This is a genomic window from Microbacterium sp. Soil_N32 (genome assembly GCF_057655505.1).
This window is the reverse complement of record NZ_JBDGME010000019.1, coordinates 587,407-599,388: the sequence shown is the minus strand read 5'-3', so window position 1 is coordinate 599,388 and position 11,982 is coordinate 587,407. Positions and strand designations below refer to the sequence as shown.

Sequence of the window (11,982 nt, the reverse complement as noted above, 5' to 3'; positions counted from 1 at the left end):
CTCTCGTGCCGCGCGCGCAAGCCCACTGCACATATGTGCAAGGATCGGGGGAGGAGGCGATCATGGCGGATCACAGTGCGCATTCGCGAGACGGGCGGATGGTGGCTGCGCTCACGGCGGCGCAGCTGTACTACATGCAGGACAAGACCATGGAGGTCATCGCTCGCGAGCTCGGCACGTCGCGATCGTCGGTCTCACGTCTGTTGAGTTATGCGCGGGAGACCGGCCTCGTCGACATCCGCATCAATTCGCCGCTGGAGCGGCTCGGGATGCTGGAGCAGCGCATCCGCGACCGCCACCGCATCGCCGCCCACGTCGTGCCGATGCCGGAGATCGTCAGCGAGGTCGAGCGCCTGGAGCGCGTCGCACTCACCGCCGGTCGCCTGCTGTCGCAGTTCGTGGACTCGAACATGATCGTCGGCGTCGCCTGGGGATCGACCATCAGCGCGGTGAGCAGGGAGCTCACACAGAAGGAGACGCACAACACGACGTTCGTGCAGCTCAACGGCGCGGGGAACACCCAGACGAGCGGCGTCGAGTACTCGAGCGACATCCTCCAGCGGTTCGGCAGTGCGTTCGGCGCGCAGGTGCAGCAGTTCCCCGTGCCCGCGTTCTTCGACGATCCCGCGACCCGGGAGGCGATGTGGCGCGAGCGGAGCACACGGCGAGTGCTCGACCTCCAGTCGAAGATGGACATCGCCGTGTTCAGCCTTGGCTCGCCGTCGGCAGAGGTGCCGAGTCGCGTCTACGTGGGCGGCTACCTCGGCCGCGACGACTACCGCAGCCTCCGCGAGGACCACGCGATCGGCGACGTCGCGACGGTGTTCTTCCGCTCCGACGGATCGTGGCGGGACATCCGGCTCAACGCGAGGGCGACGGGGCCCGGCCTCGATCGCCTCCGCCGCGTGCCGCGTCGGGTCTGCGTCGTGGCGGGCATCCCGAAGCTGGCGAGCCTGCGCGCAGCCATCGCTGCGGAGCTGGTCACCGACGTGGTGCTCGACGAAGGGCTGGCGCGCCGGCTCGCGGACGGCTGATCTCAGCCCGCGGGTGTCGAACCCCGGGGCCCCGTGCGGAACTCCCGGATGAGGTGCTGCACGACGGCCGTGAGGTCGCCCTGGGCCGCATCGGCGACGGCGACCTGGCGCTCGTAGCTGGCGCCGCCCGCGAGGATGCCGGCCACGCTGGCGAACTCCGGTGCGCATCCGAGATCGACCGCGACCGCGGCGAGTTCGCCGATGGTCTCGGTGAGGTGCTCGCGCACCGGTCGCTGCGTGCCGTCTGCCGCGACGATCAATCGGGCGTCGAGACCGTAGCGCGCAGCCCGCCACTTGTTCTCCCGGTGGAACCACGAGGGCAGCATGGGCAGGCGTCCGCCCTCGTCGAGGATCCGGGAGAAGTGCTCCACGAGAACCTGGACGAGGGCCGCGATCGCGGCGAGTTCCGGAAGCGTCGACATCCCGTCGCAGGCGCGCACCTCGATGGTGCCCCACTTCGGCGCCGGGCGGATGTCCCAGCGGACCTCCGATGCGTCGCGCATCACCCCGGTGCGGACCATGTCGTCGAGATAGGTCTCGAACTGCGCCCAGTCCTCCAGGGCCCAGGGAAGCCCGGCGGTCGGCAACTGCTGGAACACCAATGCCCGGTTCGAGGCGTACCCGGTCCGCTCGCCGGCCCAGAACGGACTCGACGCCGCGAGCGCCTGAAGATGCGGAAGGTATGCGGTCAGCGCGTTGATGATCGGGAAGACCTTGCGCCGATCCTCGACGCCCACGTGCACGTGGATGCCCCAGATCATCATGTTGCGCCCCCACCACTGGGTGCGTTCGATGAGCGTGTGATAGCGCGTCTTGTCGGTGACCTTCTGGTCGAACCACTGGGCGAAGGGGTGGCTGCCGGCCGACAGCAGCTCGATGCCGAGCGGATCTGTCGCCGATCTGACGGCGCTGATCGCCCGGGCGATGTCGTCGACGGCGTGCGCGACCGAGTCGCCGACCCCGCTCGTGACCTCGATCGTGTTCGTGAGGAGTTCTCCGGTGACCGTGTGCCGTTCGCTCGCGCTCTGCTCCTCGAGATCGGCGAGCAATTCGGGCGCGCGGCCGACGAGATCGCCGGAATCCGGATCGGCGAGCATGATCTCCCACTCCAGTCCGACCGTGGAGCGGGCTGAGGGGGCGAACTCGAGCTTCACGTGCTCAGTCTGGCACGGGGGAGCTGCGAGGCGGAGACGCGCGGGTGCGTCGGTTCGCTCCCGGCGACGGCATCTGGCAGAATAGAGGGTCGGACGATGTGCTCGACCCTCTATCCAGCATCCGTCGACACCTTTTGAGCTTCCGCCGGGTGTGCACCCCACGCTCCAGGCGACCGGTTCGTTTCCTTCCACACCATTCAGGAGAATCGTGGCTGTCAAGATTCGTCTCAAGCGCATGGGCAAGATCCGTGCACCGTACTACCGCATCGTCGTCGCCGACTCGCGCACCAAGCGCGACGGTCGCGTGATCGAGGAGATCGGAAAGTACCACCCCACCGAGGAGCCCTCGTTCATCGAGGTCGACTCCGAGCGGGCGCAGTACTGGCTGTCCGTCGGCGCTCAGCCGACCGAGCAGGTCGCCGCCATCCTCAAGATCACGGGCGACTGGGGCACCTTCAAGGGCGACAAGGACGCGAAGTCGACCCTCAAGGTCGCCGAGCCGAAGGCCGGCTTCGAGGTCGACTCCTCGAAGAAGTCGGTCATCAAGCCCAAGGCAGAGAAGAAGGCCGAGGCTCCGGCCGAGGACGCTCCCGCCGCTGACGCGGAGGCCGCTGAGGCCCCCGCCGCCGACGCGGAGTAATCCGTCGTGCTCGCCGCCGCGCTCGAACACATCGTCAAGGGGATCGTCGACCATCCTGACGATGTGCGCATCACTGCTTCCACCTCGCCGCGAGGCGATCTGCTCGAGGTGCGCGTGCACCCCGACGACCGTGGACGTGTGATCGGGCGCGGCGGCCGCACTGCGAAGGCACTGCGCACGCTCGTGGCCGCTCTGGCTGACGGACGCCGCGTGCGCGTCGACGTCGCGGACGACTGACGTGGCAGCGCAGCCCGCACAGAGCAAGAACCAGCTTCGAGTCGGCCGACTCGTCAAGCCGCACGGCCTCAAGGGCGCGTTGAAGCTGGAGCTGTACACCGACGCCCCCGAACGGCGCTTCGTTCCCGGCGCCGAGTTCACGTTGCAGGTGCCCGAGGCATCTCCGTGGCACGGCAAGACGGTGGTCGTCCGCGAGTACCGCGTAATGAACGGCAACTCGGTCGTCTTCTTCCAGGACGTGGATGATCGCACCGCCGCCGAGTCCCTCGTCCGGGCGATCCTGTGGCTCGACCACGAGGGTGACGACGCCGAGGACAACGCCTGGTTCGACCACCAGCTCGTCGGCCTCGACGTCGTGCGCGACGACGCCGTCATCGGACGCGTCGTCCGCGTCGACCACCTCCCCGCGCAGGACCTGCTGATCGTCAAGGCGGGCGAGGACGAGGTGATGGTGCCGTTCGTCGAGGCGATCGTCCCCAGCGTCGATCTCCACGCGGGGCGCGTCGTCGTGACGCCTCCCGCCGGGCTGTTCGAGGAGCTCCCCGACGATCCGGAGACTCGGCAGAACGACGACGCCGATCCCGCGCCGTCGCACTCGGCCGACTGAGGGTCCCGGCCCGTGCGGATCGACGTCCTCTCCATCTTTCCGTCGTACTTCGACGGGCTGACGCTGTCGTTGCTCGGTCGCGCCCAGGGCGCGGGAATCCTGCAGCTGCACGTGCATGACCTGCGGGACTGGACGTCCGACCGGCACCGCACCGTCGACGACACCCCGTACGGCGGCGGCGCGGGAATGGTCATGAAGCCCGAGCCCTGGGCGCTCGCGCTGGACGACGTCGCACGCGACAGCCCTCGCCCGACGATCATCTTCCCTTCGCCCGCGGGGGAGCGGTTCACGCAGGCCACGGCACGCGACCTCGCGACGCGCGAGCACCTCGTCTTCGGCTGCGGCCGCTACGAGGGGATCGATGAGCGCGTGTTCGAGTACGCCGCCGACCTGGGAGAGGTACGGCTGATCAGTCTGGGCGATTACGTGCTCAACGGCGGCGAGGTCGCGACGATGGCGATGGTCGAGGCGATCGGGCGACTCATCCCCGGCGTGGTCGGGAACCCGGAGAGCCTGGTCGAGGAGTCGCACGAGGACGGCCTGCTGGAGTACCCCTCGTACACCAAGCCGTCCGTCTGGCGCGACCGCGCCGTACCCGAGGTGCTCCTGAGCGGAAATCACGCCCGCATCGCCCAGTGGCGTCGCGATCAGCAGATCGAGCGCACCCGCCTCCGTCGGCCCGACCTGTTGCCGGAGGGCGACGCCTGATCCGACGTCGTCGCCGACCCGGCTGATAGCGTCGAAGACATGGTGGATCACGCGGCGTTGGCTCGATCGTTCGAGAGCGCGGGAGCGGCATACGACCGATTCCGCCCCGGGTTCCCCGCCGACGCCGTGGATGTCATCCTCCCGTCCCGGGTGGGATCTGCGCTCGATCTCGGAGCGGGCACCGGCAAACTGACCGGTCTCCTGCTGCCGCGGGCCGACGAGGTGTTCGCCGTCGAACCGGCGGAATCGATGCTCGACATCCTGCGGTCCCGGTTCCCCGACGTCCGCGCGCTGTCGGGAACGGCGGAAGCCATCCCCGTCGGCGACGCGTCGGTCGACGCGGTCACGGTCGCGCAGGCGTTCCACTGGTTCGATCGTGAGCGAGCCTGCGCCGAGATCGCCCGCGTGCTGAGGCCGGGCGGGACGCTCGGATTGCTGTGGAACCGCTTCGATCCCCGCTGCGAATGGGACAGGGCCAGCCACGCGATCGCGCATCCGGCTGTTGACGAGCAGGATCGCACGACGGCTGCCGCAGCCGCGCTCCCCGGGTTCGCGTTCGTGGACCACCGGCAGGTCGCGTGGGAGGAGAGCATCTCGCGTGCCGACTACCTCGCGCGGTGGGGCACGGTGAGCAGTCTGCTCGTGGCCGACGACGAGACGCGATCGGCGACGCTGCAGCGGATCGCGGGGGTGCTCGACGCCCACCCCGACACTCGGGGACGCGAGATCCTCGACCTCCCGCACGTCACCGACGTGTTCGTGTATCGGCGCGCATGAGGATCTGGTCGCTGCATCCCGTCCATCTCGATCGACAGGGCCTCGTGGCGGGATGGCGGGAAGCGCTGCTCGCGCAGGCGGTGCTCGCCGGCCGTACCCGCGGCTACCGCGCGCATCCGCAGCTCGAACGGTTCCGCATCCTCCCCGATCCGGAGGCTGCCATCGGGCTGTACCTCGCTGCCATCGCGGACGAGGCCGACCACCGCGGGTACCGCTTCGACCGATCGCGCATCGAGCATCCGGGCGCGATCGGCGAGCCCGTTGCGGAGGTGACCACCGGCCAGCTCGCGCACGAATGGGCGCACCTGCGCGCCAAGCTGGCCGTGCGCAGCCCAGAGACGTGTGAGCGCTGGCGTGACGTCGCCGCGCCGTCGCCGCATCCGCTGTTCCGCGTGGTGGAGGGTCCGATCGCGTCGTGGGAGCGGGAGGGCGACGCGCGCGGAGACGGCTGAGCTCGTCAGTCCACGCCGAGGAACGAGCGGTCGGTGAGGATGATCGGCCCGTCCGCCGTGATCGCCACCGTGTGCTCGGAGTGGGCGCCGCGCGAACCGTCGACGCTGCGCAGCGTCCACCCGTCGGGGTCGGTGACGAGTTCGTCGGTGGTCGCGAGGAACCACGGCTCCAGGGCGAGCACCAGGCCCTCGCGCAGCGGGAAGCCGCGGCCGGCGCGGCCGTCGTTGGCGACGTGCGGGTCGCCGTGCATCGTGCGCCCCACGCCGTGCCCGCCGAAGTCGGTGTTGATGGAGTAGCCCTCGCCGTGGGCGACCTCGGCCACGGCCGCGGAGATGTCGCCGATGCGGTTGCCGACGACGGCCGCACCGATCGCGGCGTCGAGCGCCCGCTCGGTCGTGTCGATGAGGCGCAGGTCCTCCTCGCGCGGGCTGCCGACGACGAAGGACACCGCCGAGTCGGCCACCCAGCCGTCGACCGAGACCGCGAAGTCGAGCGAGACGAGATCACCGTCGCGCAGCGCGTAGTCGTGCGGGAGTCCATGCAGGACGGCGTCGTTCACGGAGGTGCAGATCACCTTGCCGAACGGGCTGGCGCCGAACGAAGGGTGGTAGTCGATGTAGCACGACTCCGCACCGCGCGCGCGGATGAGATCGTGCGCGCGTCGGTCGATCGTCAGGAGATTGGTCCCGACCTTCGTGTCGTCGCGCAGGGTCGCGAGGGTCTCGGCGACGAAGCGGCCGGCGGCGCGCATCTCGTCGATCTCGGCAGGGGTGCGCAGTTCGATCATTCGGGGGAGTCCTCTCGTCCGTCCTCCATTCTCCCCGAAGTCGCGCCGGTCATCGCCGCCGCCGCTGTCAGCGAACACGCGGGCGCCTCCGGGTCGATCCGCATACGATCGGGGCATGTGGTTGCGACGCGCTGTCTTCCGCTGGCTCCTTCCGGCGGCGTTCCTGCTGCCGCTCTGGCTGGTCGTGGGCTGGGCGGTGTTCCAGGGCGGCTGGGCGATCCTCTGGGTGCTCTTCATCGCCGTCCCCTCGGTGCTCGTCGGCCAACTGGCTCTCACTCTGCTCACCCGTTCACGCCCGTCGGTCCGTGCGGAGCGTGCGGTGTCGTGGCTGGACGTGGCCGGCTTCGCCGCCTGGCACGCGTTGACCGTGGCCGTGGGATGCTTCATCGAGGGCGCCTTCGGCTGGCTGCTCATCGCCGCGATCCTCGTCGGCCTCGGACTCGTGTGGCTGCAGGTGTGGCAGCTGTGGACGGAATTGCGGGGGAGCGGTGCCGGCATTCGTGAGACCGTCACATGGTCGCAGGTGCGGCCCGGCTCCTCGCGGGCGACGACGTCGCCGCGGCCGGAGGTCATCATCGTGGAGGAGACCGACTCCCGAGGCTGACATGCCGTTTTGGCGGCCCGCCGCATCCGTGGCAGAATGGACCGTTGTGCCGCAACCGGCTCTGCCTCAGGGGAGCCCGCGGATGCTCTCGCACCGTACGGCACGCATCCCTTCTTGTTCCTTCCATCATGCATCCCGACCTGGGGCGAGTGCAGAGAGAGACGATCATGCAGATCCTCGACGCCGTTGACGCGGCTTCCCTCCGTTCGGACATTCCCGACTTCTTCCCCGGTGACACCGTCAAGGTGCACGTGAACATCACCGAGGGCAACCGCTCCCGTATCCAGGTCTTCCAGGGCGTCGTCATCGGCCGCTCGGGCGACGGTGTGCGCGAGACCTTCACCGTTCGCAAGATCAGCTTCCAGGTGGGCGTCGAGCGCACCTTCCCGGTGCACTCGCCGGTGATCGACCACATCGAGGTCGTCACCCGCGGTGATGTGCGCCGCGCGAAGCTCTACTACCTGCGCCAGCTGCGCGGCAAGAAGGCGAAGATCAAGGAGAAGCGCGACCGCTGAGTCGCAGCATCTCCACAGCACCCCAGGACACGATGTCCTGGGGTGCTGTGTTTTCCCCTCCGTGTGCGACCCTGTATACGGTCTTCCAGGACCCGCACGATCTCGAAGGAACCCGATGACGTCTGACACCACCGCCGCCCCCCGGACCAAGCGCCGCCGCGGGCTCCTCGTGTTCCTGCGCGACGTGCTCGTCATCATCGTGATCGCCGCGCTGGTGTCCTTCGTGGTCAAGACGTTCATCGTGCGGTCCTTCTACATCCCGTCGGCGTCGATGGAGCGCACGCTCATCGTGAACGACCGCATCCTCGTCGACGAGCTCACCCCCCGGTGGACCGACTACCACCGCGGAGACGTCGTGGTCTTCAAGGATCCCGGAGGGTGGCTCGACGCCCAACCGCAGACCCCGGCCGCACCGCCGCTCGTGCAGGCCGTCGACGGCGTGCTCACCTTCATCGGTCTGTCGGCCTCCGACTCGCAGGACCATCTGGTCAAGAGGATCATCGGCCTCCCCGGCGATCACGTGGTCTGCTGCAACGCGCTCGGGCAGATCACCATCAACGGGGCTCCGGTCGACGAGCTCGACTACTTGAACCTTCCCGAGGGCGACACCTCCGCCTCGAACATGCCCTTCGACGTCGAGGTGCCGGACGACTCGCTGTGGTTGCTCGGCGACAACCGCGATCGTTCGCGCGACTCGCGCGAGCATCAGGACCTGCCGAGTGGCGGATTCGTCCCGGTCTCCAACGTCGTGGGCAAGGCGTTCCTCACCACCTGGCCTCTCGATCGCATCGGAGCGATCGACGGGCACTACGACATCTTCAACGGCGTACCGGACTCGGAATGAGCGTGGTCGCACCGAAGCTGACGCTCGAGCGGCGCATCCTCACCGAGCGCTCGCTGGTGATCGCGTTGGACGAGGTCGGGCGCGGTGCTCTCGCAGGTCCTGTCGCCGTCGGCGCGGCCGTCATGGATGCTGCCGGCGCTCGTCGTCGCGTTCCCGACGGCCTCCGCGACTCGAAGCTCGTCACCGAGCGCCGCCGACCGGACGTCGCCGCGCGAGCATCGGCGTGGGTCCAGGCGTCCGCCGTCGGGTGGGCCAGCGCCGCAGAGGTCGATCAGATCGGCATCATCCGGGCGCTGGGGTTGGCCGCGTCGCGCGCCGTCGACGCGGTCGTCGCCCTCGGCGCCTCTCTCGAGGGTGCCGTCGTGCTGCTCGACGGCAACCACGACTACCTCTCCGCCGTGCACCCGGTCGCTCTCGATGTGCGCCCTGTCATCAAGGCCGACCGCGACTGCGCCTCGGTCTCGGCCGCGTCGGTGATCGCGAAGGTCGCGCGCGACGAGCACATGATCCAGCTGCACGGCGATCATCCCGACTATCAGTGGGAGCGCAACAAGGGGTACGCGAGCCCCGAGCACCGCGAGGCCATCCGCGCCCTCGGACTGTCGCCCTTCCACCGGTCGTCGTGGGCCATCGCCGACGCGCCGACGCTGTTCTGACCGCACGACGGCGGTGTCTTCCGTCCAGGCCTAGGATGGAGGGACCATGGATGAGGAAGCCTTCGACGACTACGACCGTGAGCTCGAGCTCGCCCTGTTCCGCGAGTACCGCGACGTCGTGTCGCAGTTCCAGTACGTGGTCGAGACCGAGCGTCGCTTCTATCTCGCCAACGAGGTGAACGTCGTCCGGCGCGACACCGAGCACGACTTCTATTTCGAGATCTCGATGAGCGACGTCTGGGTGTGGGACATCTACCGGGCCGACCGCTTCGTGAAGGCTGTGCGTGTCCTCACGTTCAAGGATGTGAACGTCGAGGAGTTGCAGCGCCGCGAATTCGAGATCCCCCAGGAGCTCTCCCTCGACGGCGAGTGACCGCAGACACTCCTTCTCCACACCGTCGTCCGATCCGCAGTTTTCTCTGAACACGCGCCCCGGGGGTGGAAGGCGCCGCGCGCGTTCCACGGCAGAGGCACGCTGTGGTCATGGCAGCGAAGGACGAGCTCGGCAGAGCCGGAGAAGAGCGAGCGGCGTCGCATCTGCGCGCGCTCGGGTACACCGTGGTGGATCGCAACTGGCGGACGCCGCAGGGCGAGATCGACATCGTGGCGGTGCGGGGCGATGAGCTCTGCGTCGTCGAGGTGAAGACGCGGAGCAGCGTGCGGTTCGGCCATCCACTGGAGGCCATCGACGCCCGTAAGAGGCGTCGACTGTGGGCGCTGGCGTTCGCCTGGGCTGTGGCGCATCCCGAGCGCGCGCGGGGCCGCTCTCTCCACGTGCATGCGATCGGGATCGTCGGCGCGTCGCCGGCGACCGGAGCACTCGAGCACCTGACCGATCTCGTATGAGCACCGCGCGCACATGGGCGGTCGCGCTCACCGGCGTCGATGGACACCTGATCGAGGTCGAGGCGGACCTGTCGAACCAGACGCCGGGGTTCCGGATCATCGGACTTCCCGACAAGGCGCTGGGGGAGGCCGCGCAGCGCGTGCACAACGCGGGTCGCAATGCCGGGCTCGAGCTGCCCCGGCGGCTCATCACGGTCAATCTGTCACCTGCGAGCCTGCCCAAGCACGGTTCCGGATTCGACCTGGCGATCGCCGTGGCGGCGCTCGCGAGCGGCGACGCGATACCCCGTCGCGCGATCCGGCAGACCGTGCATATCGGCGAACTGGGCCTGGACGGTCGTCTGCGCCCTGTCCCCGGCGTGCTGCCGGCCGTCTTCGCGGCCGCGCGCGCCGGATTCGAGCGCGTGGTCGTGCCGTGTGCGAACGAGGCAGAGGCGCGCCTGGTGCCCGGAGTGGAGGTGCGGGAAACCGCATCGCTCGCCGAGGTCGCGGCGTGGCACGGAGCGGAGGTCGAGGTGCCCGAGGTCGTCGCAGTGGGCGGCGACGAGGCACCGCGTGCCCCGGGACCCGTTCCCGACCTGCGGGATGTCGTCGGGCAGGAGGACGCCGTGGACGCCCTGCTCGTGGCGGCGTCCGGAGGGCACAACCTGCTGCTGAGCGGGCCGCCCGGTGCCGGGAAGACGATGCTCGCGCGCCGCCTCCCCGGCATCCTCCCGCCGCTCTCCGATGAGGAGGCGCTCGAGGTTGCGGCGATCCGCTCGCTGGCCGGAGAGCGGATCGCCGGACTGGACCGGCTCCCTCCGCTCGAGGCTCCCCATCACGGCGCATCCGTCGCCGCACTCGTGGGCGGCGGCTCGCGCGTGGCGCGACCCGGGGCGATCGTCCGAGCGCACCGCGGCATCCTGTTCCTCGACGAGGCCGCCGAGTTCTCGCGGAGTGCTCTCGACGCGCTGCGCCAACCCCTCGAGTCGGGAGCGATCGAGATCACGAGAGCCGGGTTCGTGGCCCGCTTTCCCGCGCGCTTCCAACTCGTGCTCGCCATGAATCCGTGCCCATGCGGCAACTACGGAGTACGCGGGACGGAGTGTTCCTGCCCCTCCGTGGCGATCCGCCGATACGGCTCACGATTGTCCGGGCCGCTGCGCGATCGCATCGACATCGAGCTCGCGGTGTCCCGTGTCGCCGCATCCCGAGCGACCGCCGCCGTCGCGGACGGGATGGACACCGCGACCGCTCGGGAGCGTGTGCGGCAGGCACGGGCGCGCGCAGCGGAGAGGTGGGCGGGCACGGCGTGGCGACGCAACGCCGATGTGCCGGGCACGTGGCTGCGACAGGGCAGCATGCGGCTCGACGCGGCGGTGCGGGGACCGCTCGACCGGGCGCTCGAACGCGGCGTGCTGACGCTCCGGGGGTACGACCGCGTTCTCCGGTTGACCTGGACCCGGATTTAGCGTTTCTTCTAGACGGACTCCGCCGCGTCTTCGCGGTCGAGCTGAGCTGTTGCCGCCATGACCGCGAGAATGTAGGCCACCTCGCCTACGTCGTAGCCATAGGGCTTGAGCTTGTTCACGAACTCAGCAGTGGTCATCATCGCGCCTTCTGGCTTGCCGTCCAGCACTTCGTTGACTAAGCGCTGTCCCTCTTGCAGCGCGGGTGCGAACCCCTCCCCACGACGCTGCATCATGTGTGTTCCGAGTTCGAGCTGAATCCGCTGAAGGTCAGACACGTTGAGGATGCTACCTACCTTGCGTCGACCTTCAGTCGCGGGAGACGGCGCGGGGTTGCTGGCGGTTTCGGCGCGCTCGGTAAGGACCACACCGTCCGCGGCGTTGCGTTGCACGTTGATCTTCGCCAAGTCACCAATGTCGGAGTATGCCGATCTCAGCATCGAGAATGAGTCGTCCCGCACTCCCTTAACGAGCTGTTGCAGACCTTCCGTCGCGGCTCGCAAGTCGCGGAGCGCTGCCTCCGACTGCCGCGCTTGCTGATCGGCCCATCGGTAGAACAGGATCGACAGCACCAGGGCGAGGATCGACAAGACGATGCCGCCGACTGTCATGAGAAAGCCGAATGCGTCCGATATCGCCCTGTCGATGACCATGAATCGAACACTAACGGAC

At 68.9% G+C, this 11,982-nt stretch carries 17 protein-coding genes; 14 read left to right on the top strand and 3 right to left on the bottom strand.

Translation table 11 applies throughout. From position 1 onward, the window contains the following. Nucleotides 1-62 precede the first annotated feature (62 nt). On the top strand, nt 63-1,034 hold the full coding sequence (locus AC3A3J_RS11070; protein WP_487672320.1) for a sugar-binding transcriptional regulator: 972 nt from the start codon (nt 63-65) through the stop codon (nt 1,032-1,034). Between the two features lie 2 nt (nt 1,035-1,036). On the opposite strand, the gene AC3A3J_RS11065 is transcribed toward AC3A3J_RS11070, so the two are convergent. Continuing rightward, the gene (locus AC3A3J_RS11065; protein WP_487672319.1) at nt 1,037-2,188 is read right to left on the bottom strand and encodes a glutamate--cysteine ligase; all 1,152 of its coding nucleotides are present in this window, start codon (nt 2,186-2,188) and stop codon (nt 1,037-1,039) included. Between the two features lie 208 nt (nt 2,189-2,396). Between AC3A3J_RS11065 and rpsP the strand changes: the two genes are divergently transcribed. The 6 genes from rpsP to AC3A3J_RS11035 are packed head-to-tail and all read left to right on the top strand — an operon-like array spanning nt 2,397 to nt 5,609. Beyond that, nucleotides 2,397-2,828: a 30S ribosomal protein S16 gene (gene rpsP, locus AC3A3J_RS11060; protein ID WP_487672318.1), complete on the top strand. Its 432-nt coding sequence runs from the start codon at nt 2,397-2,399 to the stop codon at nt 2,826-2,828. A gap of 6 nt (nt 2,829-2,834) precedes the next feature. Further along, nucleotides 2,835-3,065, top strand: coding sequence for an RNA-binding protein (locus AC3A3J_RS11055; RefSeq protein WP_487672317.1), 231 nt, complete (start codon nt 2,835-2,837; stop codon nt 3,063-3,065). Nucleotide 3,066: 1 nt separating this feature from the next. Then, complete coding sequence (rimM, locus tag AC3A3J_RS11050) at nt 3,067-3,672, top strand: ribosome maturation factor RimM (RefSeq protein WP_487672316.1); 606 nt, start codon at nt 3,067-3,069, stop codon at nt 3,670-3,672. 12 nt (nt 3,673-3,684) lie between these two features. Continuing rightward, complete coding sequence (gene trmD, locus AC3A3J_RS11045) at nt 3,685-4,380, top strand: tRNA (guanosine(37)-N1)-methyltransferase TrmD (RefSeq protein ID WP_487672315.1); 696 nt, start codon at nt 3,685-3,687, stop codon at nt 4,378-4,380. Between the two features lie 39 nt (nt 4,381-4,419). Further along, nucleotides 4,420-5,157, top strand: coding sequence for a class I SAM-dependent methyltransferase (locus AC3A3J_RS11040; protein ID WP_487672314.1), 738 nt, complete (start codon nt 4,420-4,422; stop codon nt 5,155-5,157). Further along, nucleotides 5,154-5,609 carry a pyrimidine dimer DNA glycosylase/endonuclease V gene (locus AC3A3J_RS11035; protein WP_487672313.1) on the top strand — a complete coding sequence of 152 codons (456 nt, stop codon included), beginning with the start codon at nt 5,154-5,156 and terminating at the stop codon, nt 5,607-5,609. The genes AC3A3J_RS11040 and AC3A3J_RS11035 overlap by 4 nt, the downstream gene beginning before the upstream one ends. A gap of 5 nt (nt 5,610-5,614) precedes the next feature. Here AC3A3J_RS11035 and map read toward each other — a convergent pair whose 3' ends face one another. Next, nucleotides 5,615-6,397: a type I methionyl aminopeptidase gene (map, locus tag AC3A3J_RS11030; protein WP_487672312.1), complete on the bottom strand. Its 783-nt coding sequence runs from the start codon at nt 6,395-6,397 to the stop codon at nt 5,615-5,617. Nucleotides 6,398-6,512: 115 nt separating this feature from the next. Here map and AC3A3J_RS11025 point away from each other — a divergent pair, with 115 nt between their 5' ends. The 7 genes from AC3A3J_RS11025 (at nt 6,513) to AC3A3J_RS10995 (ending at nt 11,313) form a co-directional block, all read left to right on the top strand. Then, the gene (locus tag AC3A3J_RS11025) at nt 6,513-7,001 is read left to right on the top strand and encodes an MFS transporter permease (RefSeq protein WP_487672311.1); all 489 of its coding nucleotides are present in this window, start codon (nt 6,513-6,515) and stop codon (nt 6,999-7,001) included. A gap of 167 nt (nt 7,002-7,168) precedes the next feature. Then, nucleotides 7,169-7,516, top strand: a complete 348-nt coding sequence (gene rplS / locus AC3A3J_RS11020; RefSeq protein WP_314647245.1) for a 50S ribosomal protein L19 — start codon at nt 7,169-7,171, stop codon at nt 7,514-7,516. A 115-nt stretch (nt 7,517-7,631) separates the two neighbouring features. Beyond that, a complete protein-coding gene (gene lepB, locus AC3A3J_RS11015) occupies nt 7,632-8,360 on the top strand; it encodes a signal peptidase I (protein ID WP_487672310.1) in 729 nt (242 codons plus the stop codon). After that, entirely contained in the window at nt 8,357-9,016 is a 660-nt protein-coding gene (gene rnhB / locus AC3A3J_RS11010; RefSeq protein WP_487672309.1) for a ribonuclease HII, read from the top strand. The genes lepB and rnhB overlap by 4 nt, the downstream gene beginning before the upstream one ends. A 46-nt stretch (nt 9,017-9,062) precedes the next feature. Beyond that, nucleotides 9,063-9,389 carry a DUF2469 family protein gene (locus AC3A3J_RS11005; RefSeq protein WP_045280377.1) on the top strand — a complete coding sequence of 109 codons (327 nt, stop codon included), beginning with the start codon at nt 9,063-9,065 and terminating at the stop codon, nt 9,387-9,389. A 110-nt stretch (nt 9,390-9,499) separates the two neighbouring features. Continuing rightward, entirely contained in the window at nt 9,500-9,862 is a 363-nt protein-coding gene (locus tag AC3A3J_RS11000) for a YraN family protein (RefSeq protein WP_487672308.1), read from the top strand. Then, a complete protein-coding gene (locus AC3A3J_RS10995; protein WP_487672307.1) occupies nt 9,859-11,313 on the top strand; it encodes a YifB family Mg chelatase-like AAA ATPase in 1,455 nt (484 codons plus the stop codon). Before AC3A3J_RS11000 ends, AC3A3J_RS10995 begins: the two co-directional genes overlap by 4 nt. An 8-nt stretch (nt 11,314-11,321) precedes the next feature. Here AC3A3J_RS10995 and AC3A3J_RS10990 read toward each other — a convergent pair whose 3' ends face one another. Further along, nucleotides 11,322-11,963, bottom strand: coding sequence for a hypothetical protein (locus AC3A3J_RS10990; RefSeq protein WP_487672306.1), 642 nt, complete (start codon nt 11,961-11,963; stop codon nt 11,322-11,324). Nucleotides 11,964-11,982: the final 19 nt, after the last annotated feature.

Coding starts and splice junctions, on each gene's coding strand:
- AC3A3J_RS11070 (WP_487672320.1), top strand. CDS start 63: ATGGCGGATCACAGTGCGCATTCGCGAGACGGGCGGATGGTGGCTGCG.
- AC3A3J_RS11040 (WP_487672314.1), top strand. CDS start 4,420: ATGGTGGATCACGCGGCGTTGGCTCGATCGTTCGAGAGCGCGGGAGCG.
- AC3A3J_RS11035 (WP_487672313.1), top strand. CDS start 5,154: ATGAGGATCTGGTCGCTGCATCCCGTCCATCTCGATCGACAGGGCCTC.
- map (WP_487672312.1), bottom strand. CDS start 6,397: ATGATCGAACTGCGCACCCCTGCCGAGATCGACGAGATGCGCGCCGCC.
- AC3A3J_RS11025 (WP_487672311.1), top strand. CDS start 6,513: ATGTGGTTGCGACGCGCTGTCTTCCGCTGGCTCCTTCCGGCGGCGTTC.
- rplS (WP_314647245.1), top strand. CDS start 7,169: ATGCAGATCCTCGACGCCGTTGACGCGGCTTCCCTCCGTTCGGACATT.
- lepB (WP_487672310.1), top strand. CDS start 7,632: ATGACGTCTGACACCACCGCCGCCCCCCGGACCAAGCGCCGCCGCGGG.
- rnhB (WP_487672309.1), top strand. CDS start 8,357: ATGAGCGTGGTCGCACCGAAGCTGACGCTCGAGCGGCGCATCCTCACC.
- AC3A3J_RS11005 (WP_045280377.1), top strand. CDS start 9,063: ATGGATGAGGAAGCCTTCGACGACTACGACCGTGAGCTCGAGCTCGCC.
- AC3A3J_RS11000 (WP_487672308.1), top strand. CDS start 9,500: ATGGCAGCGAAGGACGAGCTCGGCAGAGCCGGAGAAGAGCGAGCGGCG.
- AC3A3J_RS10995 (WP_487672307.1), top strand. CDS start 9,859: ATGAGCACCGCGCGCACATGGGCGGTCGCGCTCACCGGCGTCGATGGA.
- AC3A3J_RS10990 (WP_487672306.1), bottom strand. CDS start 11,963: ATGGTCATCGACAGGGCGATATCGGACGCATTCGGCTTTCTCATGACA.